This window comes from Streptomyces sp. BR123, from assembly GCF_013401435.1.
GTDB lineage: Bacteria > Actinomycetota > Actinomycetes > Streptomycetales > Streptomycetaceae > Streptomyces.
In genome coordinates, this window is the sequence record NZ_JACBGN010000029.1 from 1 (window position 1) to 17342 (window position 17342).

Annotated in this window: 19 protein-coding genes and 1 pseudogene; 12 read left to right on the top strand and 8 right to left on the bottom strand. The window is 71.3% G+C overall.

Features of this window, described 5'->3' with window-relative positions:
• Positions 1-206: 206 nt before the first annotated feature.
• Complete coding sequence (gene lanKC, locus HYE82_RS07375) at positions 207-2804, top strand: class III lanthionine synthetase LanKC (RefSeq protein ID WP_179173128.1); 2598 nt, start codon at positions 207-209, stop codon at positions 2802-2804.
• Between the two features lie 175 nt (positions 2805-2979).
• On the opposite strand, the gene HYE82_RS07380 is transcribed toward lanKC, so the two are convergent.
• Positions 2980-3669, bottom strand: coding sequence for a hypothetical protein (locus HYE82_RS07380; protein WP_179173129.1), 690 nt, complete (start codon positions 3667-3669; stop codon positions 2980-2982).
• A 188-nt stretch (positions 3670-3857) separates the two neighbouring features.
• Here HYE82_RS07380 and HYE82_RS07385 point away from each other — a divergent pair, with 188 nt between their 5' ends.
• From HYE82_RS07385 to HYE82_RS37820, 3 genes and pseudogenes are all read left to right on the top strand, one after another.
• Positions 3858-4400 (top strand): YbhB/YbcL family Raf kinase inhibitor-like protein, encoded by a 543-nt coding sequence (locus HYE82_RS07385; protein ID WP_179173130.1) that lies wholly within the window; start codon positions 3858-3860, stop codon positions 4398-4400.
• A 195-nt stretch (positions 4401-4595) separates the two neighbouring features.
• Complete coding sequence (locus tag HYE82_RS07390; RefSeq protein ID WP_179173131.1) at positions 4596-5489, top strand: AraC family transcriptional regulator; 894 nt, start codon at positions 4596-4598, stop codon at positions 5487-5489.
• Positions 5490-5636: pseudogene (locus HYE82_RS37820) on the top strand (LysR family transcriptional regulator); the annotation flags it as partial.
• A gap of 400 nt (positions 5637-6036) precedes the next feature.
• Here the strand turns inward: HYE82_RS37820 and HYE82_RS07395 are convergent.
• The 3 genes from HYE82_RS07395 to HYE82_RS07405 are packed head-to-tail and all read right to left on the bottom strand — an operon-like array spanning position 6037 to position 6958.
• Positions 6037-6318, bottom strand: a complete 282-nt coding sequence (locus HYE82_RS07395) for a hypothetical protein (protein WP_179173132.1) — start codon at positions 6316-6318, stop codon at positions 6037-6039.
• Positions 6315-6686, bottom strand: a complete 372-nt coding sequence (locus HYE82_RS07400; protein ID WP_179173133.1) for a DUF6247 family protein — start codon at positions 6684-6686, stop codon at positions 6315-6317. The genes HYE82_RS07395 and HYE82_RS07400 overlap by 4 nt, the downstream gene beginning before the upstream one ends.
• Positions 6683-6958, bottom strand: a complete 276-nt coding sequence (locus HYE82_RS07405; protein WP_179173134.1) for a hypothetical protein — start codon at positions 6956-6958, stop codon at positions 6683-6685. Before HYE82_RS07405 ends, HYE82_RS07400 begins: the two co-directional genes overlap by 4 nt.
• Before the next feature lie 496 nt (positions 6959-7454).
• On the opposite strand from HYE82_RS07405, the gene HYE82_RS07410 reads away from it, so the two are divergent.
• The 3 genes from HYE82_RS07410 to HYE82_RS07420 all read left to right on the top strand — a co-directional run bounded on the left by HYE82_RS07410 (position 7455) and on the right by HYE82_RS07420 (position 9142).
• Entirely contained in the window at positions 7455-7691 is a 237-nt protein-coding gene (locus tag HYE82_RS07410) for a hypothetical protein (protein WP_179173127.1), read from the top strand.
• 171 nt (positions 7692-7862) lie between these two features.
• Positions 7863-8864, top strand: coding sequence for a PHP domain-containing protein (locus HYE82_RS07415; RefSeq protein ID WP_179173135.1), 1002 nt, complete (start codon positions 7863-7865; stop codon positions 8862-8864).
• Between the two features lie 14 nt (positions 8865-8878).
• Complete coding sequence (locus HYE82_RS07420) at positions 8879-9142, top strand: hypothetical protein (protein ID WP_179173136.1); 264 nt, start codon at positions 8879-8881, stop codon at positions 9140-9142.
• 188 nt (positions 9143-9330) lie between these two features.
• Here the strand turns inward: HYE82_RS07420 and HYE82_RS07425 are convergent, their stop codons facing one another.
• A complete protein-coding gene (locus tag HYE82_RS07425) occupies positions 9331-9594 on the bottom strand; it encodes a hypothetical protein (protein WP_179173137.1) in 264 nt (87 codons plus the stop codon).
• Between the two features lie 361 nt (positions 9595-9955).
• On the opposite strand from HYE82_RS07425, the gene HYE82_RS07430 reads away from it, so the two are divergent.
• The 5 genes from HYE82_RS07430 (at position 9956) to HYE82_RS39480 (ending at position 14082) form a co-directional block, all read left to right on the top strand.
• Positions 9956-10702, top strand: coding sequence for an AraC family transcriptional regulator (locus tag HYE82_RS07430; protein ID WP_179173138.1), 747 nt, complete (start codon positions 9956-9958; stop codon positions 10700-10702).
• A 456-nt stretch (positions 10703-11158) separates the two neighbouring features.
• Positions 11159-11668, top strand: coding sequence for a hypothetical protein (locus HYE82_RS07435; RefSeq protein ID WP_179173139.1), 510 nt, complete (start codon positions 11159-11161; stop codon positions 11666-11668).
• A gap of 67 nt (positions 11669-11735) precedes the next feature.
• Entirely contained in the window at positions 11736-13253 is a 1518-nt protein-coding gene (locus tag HYE82_RS07440) for a flotillin family protein (protein WP_179173140.1), read from the top strand.
• Between the two features lie 166 nt (positions 13254-13419).
• Positions 13420-13866 carry a hypothetical protein gene (locus HYE82_RS07445; protein ID WP_179173141.1) on the top strand — a complete coding sequence of 149 codons (447 nt, stop codon included), beginning with the start codon at positions 13420-13422 and terminating at the stop codon, positions 13864-13866.
• 45 nt (positions 13867-13911) lie between these two features.
• Positions 13912-14082 (top strand): transposase, encoded by a 171-nt coding sequence (locus tag HYE82_RS39480; protein ID WP_179173142.1) that lies wholly within the window; start codon positions 13912-13914, stop codon positions 14080-14082.
• Between the two features lie 164 nt (positions 14083-14246).
• Here HYE82_RS39480 and HYE82_RS07455 read toward each other — a convergent pair whose 3' ends face one another.
• The 3 genes from HYE82_RS07455 to HYE82_RS07465 all read right to left on the bottom strand — a co-directional run bounded on the left by HYE82_RS07455 (position 14247) and on the right by HYE82_RS07465 (position 17024).
• On the bottom strand, positions 14247-15512 hold the full coding sequence (locus HYE82_RS07455) for a hypothetical protein (RefSeq protein ID WP_309144228.1): 1266 nt from the start codon (positions 15510-15512) through the stop codon (positions 14247-14249).
• Positions 15513-15538: 26 nt separating this feature from the next.
• Positions 15539-16615 (bottom strand): hypothetical protein, encoded by a 1077-nt coding sequence (locus HYE82_RS07460; RefSeq protein ID WP_179173144.1) that lies wholly within the window; start codon positions 16613-16615, stop codon positions 15539-15541.
• An 88-nt stretch (positions 16616-16703) separates the two neighbouring features.
• Entirely contained in the window at positions 16704-17024 is a 321-nt protein-coding gene (locus HYE82_RS07465) for a hypothetical protein (protein WP_179173145.1), read from the bottom strand.
• Between the last annotated feature and the right edge of the window lie 318 nt (positions 17025-17342).

Sequence of the window (17342 nt, forward strand, 5' to 3'; positions counted from 1 at the left end):
CCTCCACCCCGCCTCGACCCGGCCTGGAGCGGGCCGGCAGCATCCCGTGGCGCCCCCGACCGCCCACGAGGACGCTGCGGGCGCCGCAGAGGAGGGCGATCTCGCCCGATACCGGTCGCATGCCGCCGCCGAACCGTTTCCATACCCGCCGTTCCTAGCGTCTGGCACGACCGCTGTGGCCCCCTTCCACCCCTCAAGGAGATCCCGTGCTCGAAGGCTTCGCCGAAGCGCTCGCGGACCGGGAGTACTACCTGCCGCTGACCAGCGCGGCCGACCCCGGGCCGCGCTTCGCTCCCGGCGAGGTACCGCCCGGCATGCGCGGTGCCGACCAGGGCATCTGGACGCTCTGGAGCGGTCCGCGCACCGGACTCGCCGAGCAGGGCTGGAAGATCCACGTGTCGGCGCGGCTGGACCGGGCCCAGCACGTGCTCGACACGGTCGCCGGGATCTGCTTCTCCGAAGGCGTGCCGTTCAAGCACCTGAGCACCCGGCTCTTCTTCCTGTTCCTCCACCACAAGCACGCCGCGCGGGCCCAGGCGGGCAAGTTCTGCGCCGTCTACCCGCCGGACACGGCGACCGCCCGGCGGCTGCTGGAACGCCTGCGCGACGCGCTCGACGGGGAGGAGGGGCCGTACGTCCTCACCGACCGGCGCTTCCGCGACTCCCGGACGGTCCACTACCGCTACGGCTCCTTCGGCGCCCGCAGCCGGCTGCGGGCCGACGGCACCCGGGAGGGGCTGGTCCGCGACGGCTTCGGCCGCGAGGGCGTGGACCTGCGGCTGCCCGCCTTCCACCTGCCCGCGGGGATCGCGGACCCCTTCGTCGAGCAGGAGGAGCCGCCGCACGCGGGCCCGATCCTGATCCGCGACTACGAGGTGACCCGCGCGGTGCGCCTGAGCAACGCCGGCGGCGCCTACCAGGCCCGGGACCGGCGGACCGGCCGCACCGTCTTCGTCAAGGAGGCCCGCGCCCACAACGGCCTGGTCTTCGACGGGACCGACGCGCAAGCGCGGCTGCGGCACGAGTACCGCGTGCTGCGCGAGCTGCACGCGGCCGCCCCCGGAGTGGGCCCGGAGCCGCTGGACCACTTCACGGAATGGGAGCACGACTTCCTCGTCACCGAGTACGTGCCGGGGCAGCCTCTGGTGGGCTGGCTGAGCCGGTCCTCCCCGCTGGCCCGCGCCGACCGGACGGCCGCGTCCGTCGCCGCGTACTACGAGGCGTGCCGGCGCCTGCTGGCCGCGCTGGACGCCTCGCTGGAGCGGGTGCACGCCGCCGGCTACCGGTTCGGTGACCTCAGCCTGGGCAACGTCCTGGTCACGCCGTCGGGCGGGGTCCGGATGGTGGACTTCGAGGCGGCCTCGGCGCTGTCCGCGGCACCGTCCGGGATGGGCACCCCGGGGTTCACGCCACCGGCCGACCTGCGCCGGGACGACACCGATCCGCTGCTGCAGGACCGGTACGGCGCGTCGGCAGTCGCCCTCGCCTTCCTGGCGCCGTTCCACGAGACCGCCGAACACGCGCCCGCCAACCTCGCACTGCTGCGCCGCGACCTGGCGGACGTGGCTCCGCCGCAGGACCTGTGGCAGCGGGCGACCGCCTTCCACCTGACGGAGGACCGGGCGCAGGACCAGGACGGTCCCGGCCGCCTGCCCTCGCCCGCCGAGCTGGACACCGATCCGCGCGGCTGCCTCGTCCGGCTGGCCGAGGAGGTGGCCGCGGGGCTGCTGGAGACCGCTGACGCCGACCGGCCGGAGTGGGCGTTCGCGCCCTCGCCCGAGGCGTTCCGGACCAACAACGTGTGCCTGGCCTACGGCACGGCCGGGGTGGTGCACGCCCTGCACCGCGCCGGCGTCGCGGTCCCGGAGGAGATCCGCGAACGGCTGCGCCGCGACACGATGGCGCAGCGCGACGCGCTGCCCCCCGGACTGCTCGTCGGCTCGGCCGGCACCGCCCGGGTGCTGGCCGACCTCGGCCGGCTGGACGAGGCCGTCGACCTGCTCCGGGCCGCCGACGGCCACCCGCTCACCGCCTCCTGCACCACGCTGGCCGGCGGGCGGGCCGGGGTCGGCCTGGGCTGGCTCGCCCTGCACCGGCTGACCGGGGAGAGCAGCCACCTGGACCGGGCCGCCGCGGCAGGGGAGGACCTGCTGCGCATCCCCGACCTACCGGCCACCCTCGGCGAGCACGACGCCCGCGGCCTGCTGCACGGCCGCTCGGGGCTCGCCCTCTTCCTGCACCGCTTGGCGCACGACACCGGCGAGGCCCGCTGGCTGGAGGCGGGCCGCCTGCTGCTCCACCAGGAGCTGGACCGTACCTTTCCGCTGGACGACGGCGCCCTGTCCGTCTCCGACAACGCGCAGCTCACCCGTGCCATGCCATACCTGGCCACGGGCGCGGCCGGGATCGCGGCGGTGCTCACCCGCTACGTGGCCACCGCGCCGGACCGGCGCTGCGCCGCGGCGCTGCCGAGGCTGGTCGCCGGCATCCGGGTCTCCTGCGCCACGAAGGAGGCGGGCCTGTACCGGGGGCTGGCCGGACTGACCTGGTTCCTGACCGGGCACGCCGAGCTCGCCGGCACGGACGCCGCCCGCAGGGACGCCGTGCGCGCCGCGACCGGCCTGCTGAAGTACGCCGTCCCGTACCGGCGCGGTGTCCGCTTCCTCGGAGCGGGTTCGCAGCGGTTCACCGCCGACCTGTCCAGTGGCGGAGCCGGCGTCCTGCTGGCCCTGCACCGCCTGCTGGCCGGCCCGCTCCTGACGGAGCCCCACCCCGCGCGTCCCCCGATCCCGGCAGCCCGCTGACGGCGCCGGGTGGGCGTCCCATGAACTCCTGGGCACGGCGGCGAGCAGCTCGTGCCGAGGTGTGCAGTTACCGACCGACACAACCCCGAGAAGAAAGAGAGAGCATCCATGAGCCAGATCCTCGCGCTCCAGGCACTGGACACCGAGCCGGAGGCCCAGTACCTCCCGCCCTGCTTCAGCGTCGCCTGGAGCATCGGCGACATCTTCCCCGAGCCGATGTAACGAGCCTGTACCTGGGAGGGCCGGGACCGGTGGTGCTGCCACCGGCCCCGGCCCGGTGCGTTCGCCCGCCCGGCGGCCGGCGGTCGCCGGACGACGAGTGGAAAGTGCTCGGCTGCAACCAGCAGACGAGGACGACCAGCGCCCGGACGCCGGTGAGTTCGGCGAGCCGGGCGACGAAGGCCTCCCGCTGCTCCTCGTCGTCGCAGAGCGTGAACAGCTCCTCGAACCGGTCGACGACCAGCAGGAACCGCCGTCCCGGGTCGTCGGGTCCGGGGAGGGTACGCAGGTGCTCGTCGAGGGCGGACACCGGTTCGGCGGTCGGGGTCGCCTGCGCGTCCTGCGGCCCCAAGGCGGCGAGGCCCGGGTAGGGGCAGTCCGTGTCGGCGGCGCCGGCCCGGTGCACGTTCGCGCGGCCGGGCCAGGGGAAGTGGATGTGTTGGTCGCGGCCGGCGACGTCCCACTCGGCGACGAGGTCTGCGGCGAGCTCCGCCTCGGCGGCCTCGTCCCCGGCCTCGCGGGCGGTGACGAGTTCACCGCCGGCCTCGACCAGCTCGACGTCCACGACGTCCGCCCGCTCCGGGTGGACCTGCCGCCACCAGCCGACGGCGACCGCCCGCGTCTGCGCCCACCGCGACGTGGACATGGCGCCCACCGGTGCGGTACCCGCCGCCGGCGCCAAAGCCTCCGGCTCCATGCTCTTCCCGCCTTCCCCCGATGGTCTCGACTTCTTGCACGATCCTCTCGGAAGCGGGTGCTTCCCGCCCCGTTCGTGGTCCGATGGGGCCATGCCCCCGGGCAGTTGTCCTTTGAAGCACGAAGAGGGATCAAGAGATGAGCGACCAGGTCATACAACGACGTCCACTGCCGCATGACTTCCACCCGCCGGTGCCGGAGTTGTCGATCAGCAGTACGGACCTGACCGACGGGGGGACCCTCCCAGACGCGCACGTGTACGCGAAGGGGAACACGTCGCCGCAACTCAGCTGGACGGCCGGGCCTGCGGGCACCGGCAGCTACGCGGTCTCGTGTTACGACCCGGACGCGCCGACCGGCAGCGGGTTCTGGCACTGGATGGTCTTCGACATCCCGGCCGACGTCACTGAACTGCCAACCGGAGCCGGAAGCGCGGGCTTTGAGGGGTTGCCGGGCAATGCGGTGCAGGTGCGGAACGACTATGGCAGCAGGGACTTCGGCGGAGCCGCACCGCCGAAGGGGGACGGGCCGCACCGCTACGTGTTCACGGTCTACGCCGTCGACCAGGAGAAGCTGGGCCCGGGCGCGGATGCGGCGCCGGCCCTCGTGGGATTCAATCTGCGATTCCACGCCATCGCCCGCGGCCGGCTGATCGCCCACTACGAGGAGGCTGGGGAGTAGGCGTCCCCGGTTCGCCAGCCCCTCGCCGCCGGGTCGCCCGAGCCCATCGGGCAGGCCGCCCCCCGTACCTGGAGGAAGGTCCTGCTCGCTGCGCCGGGTCCGGCCCGGCACCGGCGACTCGTGCGATCTTCGCGTGTTCTTGCATGATCCTCCTGCTGGAAGGAGAATCATCCTGGCGCGTGCTGAGATGGGAGCATGTCTCTCGACGAGTTTCGCGATCTGCTGGGCCGGCATGCGCGGGCTGATCTGAGCACAGCCATCGACGGGGTTCGGATTTGCCGAGCCGACCGTGACGCCGAGCCGGAGTACGTGATGTCCGGCGTGATGCTGGCGGTCATCGCTCAGGGGGCCAAGCGGCTCGCCCTGGGACACAGGGTGTACGACTACGGCGTCGGTCAGTATCTGGTTGCCTCAGCCGATCTACCGGTGGTCGGGCGCGTCGCCCAAGGACCCGAACTCGGTTTCGGCATGACGCTGGAACCCTCCGTCATCGCGGAGTTGATGCTGCAAGCAGGGCCGGGTGACCTACCGCTCTCAACTCGGACGACTCGGCCGGGGATCACGGTCAGTGAGGCACCGGCGGAGTTGATCGACGCGATCGTCCGGCTGTTGCGTCTGCTGGACCGGCCACGTGACCGTCGGGTACTGGTCCCCTTGATCAAGCGTGAGATCCTGTGGCTGCTGATGACTGGAGAGCAGGGCGAAGCGGTCCGACAGCTGGGCCTCGCGGACAGCAGCCTGACCCACATCACCCGGGCGGTCGGCTGGATTCGTGACAACTATGCCGAAACGTTCCGGGTCGATGACCTGGCGCAGTCTTCTGGGATGAGCGTCTCTGCGTTCTACCGGAACTTCCAGTCGGTAACGGCGATGAGTCCGATCCGGTTCCAGAAGCAGATCCGTTTGCAAGCGGCCCGGCTGCTGCTGGCCAATCGCCCGCACGACGTGACCGGCGTCGCCTCCCGAGTGGGATACGACAGCCCGTCGCAGTTCAGTCGGGAGTACAAGCGCCAGTTCGGCATGCCGCCGCGAGCTGACGCGGCGCGTATGCGCGGCCTTGCCGATCAGGTAACGGCCTCAGTGGTTTAACCCGGCCCCGGCCCCGAGATCCACGACCAGACACAACTGGCCCAGCTGATCGCTCTCGGACGCACCGTGGCGGTCGTCCCCGAATCCGCCCGCTCCTGGCTGTGGGCCGAGCACCGAGCCGTCCCCCTGACCGACGCACCTTCCGTCGCGGCGCACCGGGGTGGACGCGAGAGTGCCGCGCATCGCCGGATGGTGCGCACCCAGTGCGGTGCGGGACATCGTGGTGCACGCGAGAGTGGAGCCCACTCGATGGGCTTCACCCGGTGTCGGCATCGGGTGGTCCGCTCGGTGGACGATGCCCGGCATCGTCACCACAGCCAGGCGTTCGAGTGCCGCATCCGGGACAGGGCGCGGGCATCGAAACTCGGCACGGAGCAGCTGCACGCCCGGCGAGCGCTCGGCATCGACTGGGCCTGACGCCAATGCTGTCCGGCCGGTGAGCCGGAGACGCCAGACCCCGGGGCCGCGATGGCCCCGGGTCTCATGCGCGGGGCTGCAACACCTGGAAGCCGGGTGATGCCCAACATGGTGTCGCGCTCTCCTCTGGCTAAAGGTCCGTGTAGGGCGGGATGACCCGGACGATCGCGATCAGCTCCATGCGGTGCAAGGGCAGGGCGTAGAACCAGCCGTCGTCCAGGAGTGGGATTCGGCGCAGGCCTCCGGGGACGCCTTTGCGGCCGCCTTCGCCGATGTCGGTGACGTCGACACCGACGCCTGCGAGGGCGACGAGCTCGTCCGCCAGGCGCTCGACTTCGGCGGTGACATGGGCGGGCAGGCCCTTGATGACTTCATCCGCGTTCGGGTCGTACTCCCACCGCCAGCCGGTCACCGGGCTCCGCCGAGCGGGATGCCGGCCTCTGCCGCTGCCTTGTCGAGGATGTGGCCGATCTCCGCGGCGATCGCCGCCGCTTCGGCCGGGGTGGCGGCATGGGCGGCCCGGTCCTCGAGGGCGCGCAGGCGAGCCGCCTGGTCGGGGTGGCGTTCGATGGCCACGTACAGGGCCCACTGGCGCAGGAAGCGGCGCATCGGGGCGGAGCTGACCTGCTCCCGGGCACGGGCTACCGCCGTAGCGCGCTCGGCGTCGAAGGTCGGCACCGCGTCCGGAGCCAGCCGGGCCAGAGCCGCGCGCAGGTCCTCGGCCGTCGCCGGCGGTTGCGGGCCGGCCGGCTCGGAGGGGGGTTCGGGGGCCGTGCTCATGCCGCCTCCACCTCGTCGGCTGCCTCGGTCTTGGCACGGTGGGCGGCGGCCAGGGTCGACACATGCTGGCGGGACCAGCCGACCGCCACCGCGACTGCGGCGGGCCCGCCGCGGTCGTAGCGGGCCGCGATCCGTCCGGCCGCCCGCCCCAGCGCCGTACGGGCCCGCTCCAATGCCTCGGCGTGCTCGGTCACGGCCGCCGCCAGGCGGTCCAGCTCAGCGGCCTCGTCCGGGGCCAGGACCACGCGGGTGGTGCGAGGAGAATCCGTCATGGCCACCAGCCTGCCCCACCCCCACCGCAACCGCAACCGCACTTGACACACCCGAGTCGCCGGTGCGTGCAGCACTCCGGTCACCTTCTGCGCGACGTCTCCTCGCCCAGTCACACCCCCGGTCCCCCGCCGAGAGCACCCTCTGCTCCGCTACAACCCCTCCACCGTTTGGGCGCCGTCTGGCAGCGAGGAATCCCGGCTCATCGGGAGGGCTCCCACCCCTCGGGCCGAATACCTCTCCACTCCACGAAGTCGAAGTCGAAGTCGGTCAGTCCACGTCCTCGGCGTACTCCGACCCGGCGGCCGCGAGGCAGACACGGATGTCGGCCGGACAGTGCGCGACCTCGACGGCACCGCGTCGTAGCGCACCGGCGCCCGTCCGGCCTCGGCGGCGGTACGGGTGGGGCCCGGTGTTCCGGGGATACCGCATGATTGCCGCCGCCGCGCGGTCACGCATCCGCACGGCAAGACGTCACCCATTCGGACGATGCGAGACATGCCCGAGGTGCCGCTTACCCCATTCGGCCTCACGCTGAGCGTGACCAGGTTGCCGCCAAGCAACAGCCATAGCGCTGACGTGCGGGGAGGCGTCGTGATCGTGATAGCCATGCTCGTCCCGGCGATGCTGCTCCTCATGTTGGTCGGATTGCCCGCTCTGGAAGACCGCTTGTTCCCTCCGCTGCAACTACCTCCGGCAGAACAGGCAACCCCAGAACAATCCGCCCCCGACTGACACGCCGGCGGCTCGGCCCGCAGGGCGCCGAAAGGGGGAGGGTCGGAGCGCCGTTGCGGGCGGCCGGGCGGCGGGGCCGCTCGGCCGCCGCCTGTCTCCACCGTACGGCGAGGGCCAGGTCAGCGCCGAGTCCGCCGGGTGCGCTCCCCTCGGCGGTCCGACACTGGAGGCATGGATCCGGACGAAGCTCTGCGTCGGATCGCCTTCCTCCTCGAATGGCGCGGGGCGTCCCCGTACCGGGTGCGGGCCTTCCATACGGCGGCCGACGCCATCCGCGACCTGCCACCGGGCCCGGTCGACGCCGACCGGGCCGGACGACTGCGCGGGGTGGGCCCGGTCACCGCCGAGGTGATCTCCCAGGCGTCGACCGGGGCCGTACCGGGCTACCTCGCCCGCCTGCAGGCCGAAGCCGGGCCGGACGCCCGCGCCGGCTGGGACCTGGCGGCTTCCAGCACCGGGGACTGCCACCTGCACTCCAACTGGTCGGACGGCGGCAGCCCGCTCGAGGAGATGGCCCAGGCGGCCCGCGCCCTGGGCCGCCAGTGGGCCGTTCTGACCGATCACTCACCGCGGCTGACGATCGCCCACGGCCTGAGCCCGGACCGGCTCAAGAGCCAACTGGAGGCCGTGGCCGACGTGAATGCCAGGCTGGGCCCCGCCTTCCGATTGCTCACCGGCATCGAGTGCGACATCCTCGAGGACGGCACGCTGGACCAGGACGAGGACCTGCTCGGCCGGCTCGACATCGTCGTGGCGTCCGTGCACTCCAAGCTCCGCTCGGAGCCCGAGCCGATGACCGCCCGCCTGCTGGCCGCGGTGCGCAATCCGCATGTCGACGTCCTGGGCCACTGCACGGGACGGATCATCACCGGTCGGGGACGCCCGCCGTCCCGCTTCGACGCCGAGGCCGTGTTCGCCGCGTGCGCGGAGGCCGGTACCGCAGTGGAGATCAACTGCCGACCCGAACGGCGCGACCCGCCGGACGATTTGCTCGTACAGGCCGCCGCCGCAGGCTGCCGGTTCGCCGTGGACACCGACGCCCACGCCCCCGAACAGCTGCACTGGCAGAGCACGGGGTACGCACGTGCGGCACGGATCGGCCTGGAAGCAGACCGGCTGATCACCACCTGGCCGCTCGGACGGCTGCTGACCGGCAGAAGCCGCCGACAGTGAACCGTGGTGCGAGGTTGGCCAGGAACTTCTCCAGGTGGGCCCATACGCCTTCGACGGGTTCAGGTCCGAGACCCGCGTCCGCGCTCGGCAACGTCGCCCAGGCCCTTCTTGCCCGCTGTGTTCGCGGCCGCTCCGCCCCCGGTTCGGCCGCGCCCGAGAGTCCGGCCCAGCAGGACGGCCCGGCCCGCTTCTGGTTCGAGCGGTACCGCTGCGACGGCTGCGAGGCCACCCGGCCCGAGCAGTTCTGGGACGTGATGCACGCCCTCTACGAGCACTGACCCGGACCGTGCGACTGCTGCGCCCCCAGTCGCGGACGGATCGGGAACGGCGGGGCCCGGTCCCCACGACGGGATCGCGGGGACCGGGCTCGGTTCGTACCGGTCAGCGAGTTGCACTCACGGACCTGCGGGTCACCGTGTGGTCACCCTCAGGTGACCTTCTCGCGAACCGGCCCGGGGTCAGGGGATCACACCCAGACGAGAAGGTCGTACAGGCCGCCGGCGTTCTTGACGCACTTGGCCTTGCCGGCATAGGCGTCCCGCAGCTCTATGCACTGCGCTTTGGGGAACTCGCCGATGAATTCCCAACGCGGGGCCCCTGCGGGTGCCGGGGTCCCGGCGGCACTGGCTGCGCCCGAAGCCGGGGCGGCTGAGGCTCCGGCCGCGGCCATCATGATGACGGCCGCGCCGGTGGCGACTGCGGTGAAGGCTCGTTTCGCTGAGGTGCGCATGCTCTCTTCCTTTCCTGGAGGTCTGCCGAGGCTGTTGCCCGGCAGGGGACGCCCAGCGGGAGGTCGCTGATGCGAGGTGCTGGAGGCCCGGCCCGCACAACAGATGACGGGCGCGCGAGCGTCCGTGGTGTCCAGATTGCTGCGGGGCCCGGGCGTTCGCCTTGTACAAAGGCGCACTCTCTTCATGACGCGCGCCCAACACGGCGGCGCAGAGGAGGTTGAAGCGTCCATGGAGTCAACGAACAGCGGCGAGCATGTGGAGCGTCGCGCCTCGGAGCGATTACGGGCTCAGGTCGTGATGTACAGGGGTCATCGCACTACGCAGCGGGGGCCGGTCAGGCTTACTCTTCCGGCGGCCACGGTGACGTTGATCCTGGGCTGGGGTGATCCCTTGGCTCTGTCCCACGCCGCCCGGGGCGTACCGGCAAGGCGGACGACGTGGCACGCGCTGCTCGCCGGTCTGCAGACAGCGCCGGTAAAGGGTGGCTACCAGGGCATCTCGCAGGCGGTCGAGGTGGAGTTCACTCCGCTCGGCGCGTACATGATCCTGGGATTGCCGCTGCACCGCCTGGCCAACAACTACATACACCCGGATGAGGTGCTGGGCACCGGATGGTCAGCGAGCCTCACCGAGCAGCTCATTGCGGTTCCGGACTGGAAAGGGCGCTGGGCGGTGATCGAGAACGCTCTCGCCCGGCGAATGATGGACGCTCCACCGCCCTCGCCAGCGGTCACCGAGGCATGGAGTCGACTGCGCGGGTGCCACGGTCAGTTGTCCGTCAAAGAATTGACTGCCGCCACGGGCGTCGGCAACCGGCGTTTACAGGTGCTCTTCCGCGAGCAGATCGGACTGCCGATGCAATCCGTCAGCCGGGTCCTGCGGTTTCAACGGGCGCTCACCTTGCCGGCCGACGCCTGCCGGTCGCTGGCTGACCGGGCGACTTTGTCCGGCTACTACGACCAGGCACACATGACCCGCGACTTCCGTGCCCTGGCAGGATTCACCCCCGCACAGCTACGCGCTCTTGCCGACCGTTCCCCATCCGGAGGCGTCGATCCCGTCGACGGACGCCTGGTCGATTTCGGACTGTTTCTACCCGGCGTTTGAGAGCGACGGAGCGGCGAGACCGGAGCACTTGATCGTGCACCATGCGACCCAGGACCTCGAGCGGGCCCATGCTGGCCGACGCCTTGAACAGGCCGATCACCAGCCCGGCGATCCCGGCGAAATCGTCGTCGATCTCGGCGAGCTGGTCCTTGTGCGACTCGGCCGGCCTCATCGTCCTCATCCAGGCCCGCCATGCCACCGCCGAAACCGTGGTCGAGAAGGGCGACGTCGTCATCATCACGGGAAGGACCCCACTCGGTCGAAGCCTTCGCCGAGCTCGCCCGAGACCCGCGCACAGCGCACGGCGCACAGCGCGCCGAACGCCGAGCACCGAGCACCGAGCACCGTGCGTTAAAGCAGCGTAAAGATTGCCGACGGCAGGCAATGTCTACACCGCCACCTCCCTGGCAACCTGTCGGCATCCGGCGGGAACAGCGGTCAGACGGGGGAGGTGCCATGGGCTTGTTTCTCAGTCTCGGCATCGGGGGGATCGTGCTGCTGGCCGTCTCGCTGGTGTTCGAGGGGGCGCTGGAAGGTGTCTTCGACGGTGCTCTGGACGGACTGTTCGACGGGTGGCTGTCGCTCCCGGTGGTCGCGGGCTTCGTCTCGATGCTCGGCTTCACGGGGGCGATCGTGCTCGGGTCCACCGGACTCGGGCCGGGAGCGGCAGCCGCCGCGGGGGCCGTCGCCGGAGCGGGCGCGGGCTGGGCGACGTACCGGTTCAGCCGCGCCCTGCTCCGCGACGGAAGCGGCCGTGCCCCACACCGATCGGATGTGGTCGGTTCGGCCGGGAGGGTGGTCACTGCCATCCCGGACGGCGGGTACGGCGAGGTGCTGCTGTCCTTGGGCGGTCAGCCGGTGAAGTACGCCGCGACCGCCGAGGCCCCACTGGAGCGGGGTGCCGAAGTCTGGGTGACGGCGGCTGCTTCCACGACGTCCGTGACCGTCCGCGCGATCGAGCACTGACCCGACGCCTTCGGCTCTTCCGCCCATCATCATCTATCTGCCGCCTCGGGGGCAGGGGGAATCCACCATGAATCCAGTTGTCGTCTCCGTCGTCGGGGTGCTCGTACTCCTCGTCCTGCTGGCCCTCGTCGTCGTCACCCGCTACAAGGTGGCCGGGCCCAGCGAGGCGTTCATCATCACCGGCCGGCGCGGAAAGAAGGCAACGGACCCGGCCACCGGACAGGTCTTCACCGACAACAGCGGCCAGAAGGTCGTGGTCGGCGGCGGCGTGTTCGTCGTGCCCTTCGTCCAGCAGCGCTACAGCCTCGATCTTTCCAGCCGCCACATCCCCGTCGCGGTACGCGGTGCGGTCACGCTGCGGGGCATCAAGGCTCACCTCGAAGGCGTCGCGATCGTCAAGGTCGGGGGGAACGAGGACGCGATCCGGGCCGCCGCCCAGCGGTTCCTCCAGCAGCAGGACGGCATCGTCGGGTTCACCCAGGAAGTGCTCTCCGGTGCGCTGCGGGCGATCGTGGGCCGGATGTCGGTCGAGGACGTGATCCGGGACCGTGCCGCGTTCGCCGGCCAGGTCGCGGAGGAGGCGGAGGCCAGCCTGTCCGGGCAGGGCCTGGTACTGGACGCCTTCCAGATCCAGGACATCACCACCGAAGGCTCCTACCTGGAGGACCTCGGACGCCCCGAGGCCGCCCGCGCCAAGCAGGAGGCGGACATCGCCGAGGCCAACGCCCGGCGCGCGGCCGAGCAGGCCCGGCTGAAGGCCGAGGAGGAGATCGCGGTCGCCCAGCGCACGCTGTACCTGCGGCAGGCCGAGATCAAGGCCGAGACCGACGCGGCCGCCGCTCAGGCCGCCGCTGCCGGTCCGCTGGCCGAGGCCGACCGGCAGCAGCAGATCCTCACCGAGCAGGAGAAGGTCGCCGAACGGCAGGCCGCTCTGACCGACCGCCAGCTCGACACGCAGGTCCGCAAGCCCGCCGACGCCCGCCGCTACGAGGCCGAGCAGCAGGCCGAGGCCCAGCGCGTCGCCCGGGTCAAGCAGGCCGAGGCCGAGCGGCTTGCAGCGATCGCCGCCGCAGAGGCGGAGGCGGAGCGGGCCCGGCTGACCGGTGAGGGGGAGAAGCAGCGCCGCCAGGCTCTGGCAGAGGCGGAGGCCATCGAGGGTGCCAAGCGCGGTGAGGCCGAGCGTGCCCGGCGTGCCGCCATCGCCGACGCCGTCCGCCTGGAAGGCGACGCCGAAGCGGCCGCCATCGCCGCCAAGGGCACGGCCGAGGCCGAGGCGATGCAGAAGAAGGCCGATGCATACGAGCGGTACGGCGACGCGGCGATGGTCCAGATGCTGGTCGAGGCGCTGCCGCAGATCGTCGCCAAGGCGGCCGAACCGCTCGGCGCCATCGACAAGATGACCGTCATCTCCACGGACGGCGCCGGCAAGCTCACCCGTACTGTTGCCGACAACGTCGCCCAGGGCGTGGAATTGCTGGGCTCCACCACCGGCCTCGACCTCAGCGCGATGTTGCGCGGCCTGACGGCCGGCAAGGTTGAGGCGGCGCCTCAGTCGCCGAACGGCGCGATCACCATCACGGACTGAGCGCGGTCGCCGAAGCGAAGTGCTGTATGAGGTGTGGCCGTGTACGCCGGTTCGGGCGGGCACGGCCACACCCATGCCCGTTGGTCCGGGGTACCGCCATCGGGTCCGGTGCGGCAGCGCAGGCGGCACCGTAGTGGTACCCGATCAGCAGGGAAGGAGAACGGCCATGGAGACGTGGGGACTGGTGCTCGAGACCACGGTGGGTGCCGGCGAGCGCAAGCACATCGAGGCTTTCGTGATGGCACAGGTGGAGGGCGACAAGAAGGCGGCGCTGGCAGAGTTGGAAAGGCGGGCACGCGCCTACTGCCCGGAACACCCGCGCAGCCCCAAGCGCCGCCGGCTCTTCCGTCACGGTGACGGCTTCCTCCTCGTCGTCAACGGCGCTTGGCAGTCGTACGTCACCCGCTTCACCCTCGCCGAGCTCATCGAGGACAGCGACCGCCCCCAACCGCCCGAAGCGGAAGACCGTGTTTCCCCCGACGCGGAAGAAGCCGTGCCGCCCTTCGCTGGGGAGCCGGCAACGCCGCCGGTCCCACCGCCGCCGACCATGGAATGCGACGACGACGGCATACCGGTGAAGCCGGCATGGCTCGGTCGCGCCGACCTCCCATGAGCGGCTCCCACGGGCAGTGCCACGCCGCCTCCGGCACAGCCCGTAATGCTGCACGGGAGCCCGTTCCCGCCCGTCACGTGGACAGGCAGGAAAGCGGAGGACCGCCGCCGGCGGTGCCGCTGTCGTATCCCTGAGGAGGAACACCATCGGCCGGGGTGGCAGTTCGCCCTGGACATGCTCGACGAACTCGCCGGCATCGGGCGCCCGCCGTCCTGACGGCGGATACCGGCTACGGCGCGCATGCGGACTTTCGCCGCGGCCCTGCGACAGGGACTGGCCACGTCCTCCACGTCAGGGCGAGCTGACCGCCCACGGCGGGGAAGGCGCCGATCCGCCGAGCTGTCGCCAGACCCCCAGCGCTTCAAGGCTGTTCCATCGGCTCAAGGCCCGGGCAGTGTCACCTTGTCCGGTGCGCAGCCGATGCGTTCCGCCTCGGCCTCGATGTATGCGGGAACCAGTGCGCGCAGGACACCATCGCCGCCCTTGTCGAGGTTGTCCTTCCGCTCCGCCATGAAGATCACGTCGCCGGTCTGGCAGCGTGCGCGGTACACGGCCCGGGTCACGTTGAACGCCCCGTAGCCGTTGGCGCCCTTGAACGGTGTGCCGCCCTTGAGTACGTCCTGGGAGAAGACGTCTGCCAGGGCAGGGTCCATGACCGTCGTCAGCCGCAGCCTGGCCTTGGGGTAGGTGCCGCCGACCTCACAGATCCGGGCGGGGGTGCCCGGGCCGCTGGTGCGAGTGCGCGCAAGATCCGCGCGGTACTCCGTCGGGAGGGTGAGGCCCTTGATCCCGCAGAAGGCCTCCGCTTGCGTGTCCTGCCAGGTGGCGACGTCCGCGGGCAGGTCGGGCCCGCGGTACGTGCCGGAGCAGCCAAGCTCGCGTATGACGCCGTTGGTGGCCTCCACCACGGCGCGGGCCAGGGCTGTGCGGTCCTCCTGTGCGTACTCCGCCGCGGTGTCGAAGCCGGCAGGCCCCATGGCGGCGTCGACGACCACCGGCCCTTCGAACGAGCCGGGCCTGCCGGTGCAGGACTGCGGTACCGCCAGCCAGGCGCGGGAGGGCGACACCATGCCGGGCAGTCCCTGTCCGAGGGACGTCATGCCTGCTGCGAGGAACTCCTCGGGCCACTGGCGTGCGTCGCTTCCTCGTAGGCCATCGAGCTTGTGGACCTTGACGGTCAGCTGGCGCCTGGCCCTGTCGTCCTTGTAGCTGGTGATGCGGCACTGGCCATAAGACAGGCCGTTGCCCCGCGGATCAGCCTGCAACCGCTGTTCCTCGACTTGCGTCCTGCGGTCCCCGAAGAGAGCGGAGACGGTCTTGTCACTCAAGGAGTCCCAGCATGGCGCCGGCGTGAGCAGAGGCAGGGTGTCGGTCTGCCAGGCGACCGTCCCGGCACCGAGCAGGGCGCCTGCGAGCACTCCCGCCGCGGTGGCGCGTGCGGTCCGGTTCCTCAGGAGTCGGCGGACAAGCGAGGGCGGAGCAGGCGTGGCGGGCCGAACCTGCTCCGGCTCCTGCCCCGGGCCCGGTTCACCGGTGTCTTCGGGCTGGTCATTCACGCTGCCCTGGAGGTCCTCCGCATCCGTCCGCGGGTTCACGGGGTTGCTGCCCGCCGGCTGCGGGGTCAGGCTGTCTTCTTTGTCCGCCACTGCCTGCTCCTCTGTTCCGTCCCCGATCACGCCACGCCTCCGGTCCGGCATCCGATGCGCTTGCCCACCGACTGGACGAAGCTCGTGAACACGCCCCGGTCATCGGGACGGGCCCGGCCTTTGAGAGCGGAGGCGATGTTCCCGTAGAAGACGGTCCGCTGGCCGTCGCACGTGGCTCTTACCAGGCCCTGGTCGACACCCTCCGGCAGACCGTCGAACAGAGCGGCCAGGCGGGGGTCGGCGGCCATGACGAACTGTGCCGCCGGCTCGTCGGGCCTCCCCCGCGTTCGCGAGACCGTTGAGCAGGTTTGGAGCCGCCTCTCCACGGCCCCCACGTGCTGCTGGTAGTTCGTGCCCTTCCCGAACTCGAACGTCAGCCCGGGTATCCGGCACAGCGGGCTGGCGGCGCCGTCGTCCTTCTCCGCGACGACCGCCATGGGTGACGACAGGCGCAGAGGTTCGGTCGGCGCGCAGCCGGCTTTCGCCATGGTGGTGTCGGCCACGTCGAGCAGCATGCGGGCGACGTGCATCCGGTTGCCGATGGCGAAGGGCATGGCCTTCTTGCCCAGGTGTCCGTCGCCCCAGCTCTCGCTGCGGATCGTGACCGTGGACGGCGTGCCGCCCACGTCGCAGGTTTCCGGGAGGACGAGCATGGCTCTGTCGCCGGCCACCAGCCCGTTCAGGCCGTCGGGAAGCGGTGAGGCCGAACCGTCGAGGTAGTGCGCGATCCAGGCGCGGCGTTCCTCGACCGCCTGCGGTGCGGGGCCGTACTCGACGATGACGCGTTCGTCGAAGGTGAGCGGTTCGTCGGAGTGGCTGTCGGCGAGGGACGAGGTGATGGCGACTGTGCAGGTGGCTTTGTTGCCGGTGTTCGAGGGCGGGGCCGACTCGGTGGCCCGGCGCTTCGAGCCGGATTTGCCGAGTGCTTCCTTCCCGAGGAAGGAAGCACCGCTGTCCTCCTGCCAAGCCCCCCAGCAGTAGGTGGAGGGGAACGGCCACGTGCCGGTCGCGTGCAGACCGTACAGGCCTGCACCTGACGCCAGCAGGGCCCCACCGGCCACCAGGGCTGCGGTCCTCGCACTCCACCGGTTGTTCGCACGCATGCACATTCCCCCTCGTGAAACACACTGAAAGCTCTGGTCGCCCGCGATCAACGACCGGCTCGGAATCGACTTGCCTTGGCGCCGGCCGTCAGTCGGCAGTTCTTGAAGCCGGATGCCCCGTCCGGCCCTGCTGTCGGCGGCCGGCGAAGGCCAGCACCAGGGCACCGGTGAGGGCCAGCGCTCCGCCGCCCGCGGTACACGCCAGGACCATGGCGGCGGATGCGTCGGCCAGGCGGGGGATTGCGTTGACGGGAACGGTGGCGTAGATCAGCAGCAAGGCCGCCCCTTGTGACCGCACGGGCATGCCGTCGGTGCGCAGGCTGCGCGGCGCCCATCCAGCCAGCAGGGCGATGCCTGCAGGCAGCAGGGTGAGCGAGAACAGGATCAGAAAGATCCACTGCCAGTTCATTGCGTAGGTTCCCTCTGCAGGTCGCGGAGTCAGCGGTGACGGCCGCGCTCTGCGGCAATCATGACAAGTCCGGTGATCAGGAGTGCCGTCCCGACAACCAGGAGAGGGAAGCCCGGCCCGGGCAGGAGGTGGAAAACGACACCTGCGAGGGTCACCGGTGCGCCGATCACACTGAGGAGGACCCCCGCGCGTCCTTCGGTGAGCGGCGTGGGACGTCGGCGCATTACTGGTCCTTCCGGGTAGCTGGGGTGGACACGGGCACAGGGCCCTGCTCGCCGACCAGACTTCCCGGCACACCAGCGTCGATCCCGACGCGCT

What these genes read in the sequence shown, in the direction of transcription:
- HYE82_RS07380 (WP_179173129.1), bottom strand. Translation starts at nt 3,669, where the DNA reads ATGTCCACGTCGCGGTGGGCGCAGACGCGGGCGGTCGCCGTCGGCTGG.
- HYE82_RS07385 (WP_179173130.1), top strand. Translation starts at nt 3,858, where the DNA reads ATGAGCGACCAGGTCATACAACGACGTCCACTGCCGCATGACTTCCAC.
- HYE82_RS07390 (WP_179173131.1), top strand. Translation starts at nt 4,596, where the DNA reads ATGTCTCTCGACGAGTTTCGCGATCTGCTGGGCCGGCATGCGCGGGCT.
- HYE82_RS07400 (WP_179173133.1), bottom strand. Translation starts at nt 6,686, where the DNA reads ATGAGCACGGCCCCCGAACCCCCCTCCGAGCCGGCCGGCCCGCAACCG.
- HYE82_RS07405 (WP_179173134.1), bottom strand. Translation starts at nt 6,958, where the DNA reads ATGACGGATTCTCCTCGCACCACCCGCGTGGTCCTGGCCCCGGACGAG.
- HYE82_RS07410 (WP_179173127.1), top strand. Translation starts at nt 7,455, where the DNA reads ATGCCCGAGGTGCCGCTTACCCCATTCGGCCTCACGCTGAGCGTGACC.
- HYE82_RS07415 (WP_179173135.1), top strand. Translation starts at nt 7,863, where the DNA reads ATGGATCCGGACGAAGCTCTGCGTCGGATCGCCTTCCTCCTCGAATGG.
- HYE82_RS07425 (WP_179173137.1), bottom strand. Translation starts at nt 9,594, where the DNA reads ATGCGCACCTCAGCGAAACGAGCCTTCACCGCAGTCGCCACCGGCGCG.
- HYE82_RS07435 (WP_179173139.1), top strand. Translation starts at nt 11,159, where the DNA reads ATGGGCTTGTTTCTCAGTCTCGGCATCGGGGGGATCGTGCTGCTGGCC.
- HYE82_RS07440 (WP_179173140.1), top strand. Translation starts at nt 11,736, where the DNA reads ATGAATCCAGTTGTCGTCTCCGTCGTCGGGGTGCTCGTACTCCTCGTC.
- HYE82_RS07445 (WP_179173141.1), top strand. Translation starts at nt 13,420, where the DNA reads ATGGAGACGTGGGGACTGGTGCTCGAGACCACGGTGGGTGCCGGCGAG.
- HYE82_RS39480 (WP_179173142.1), top strand. Translation starts at nt 13,912, where the DNA reads ATGCTGCACGGGAGCCCGTTCCCGCCCGTCACGTGGACAGGCAGGAAA.
- HYE82_RS07460 (WP_179173144.1), bottom strand. Translation starts at nt 16,615, where the DNA reads ATGCGTGCGAACAACCGGTGGAGTGCGAGGACCGCAGCCCTGGTGGCC.
- HYE82_RS07465 (WP_179173145.1), bottom strand. Translation starts at nt 17,024, where the DNA reads ATGAACTGGCAGTGGATCTTTCTGATCCTGTTCTCGCTCACCCTGCTG.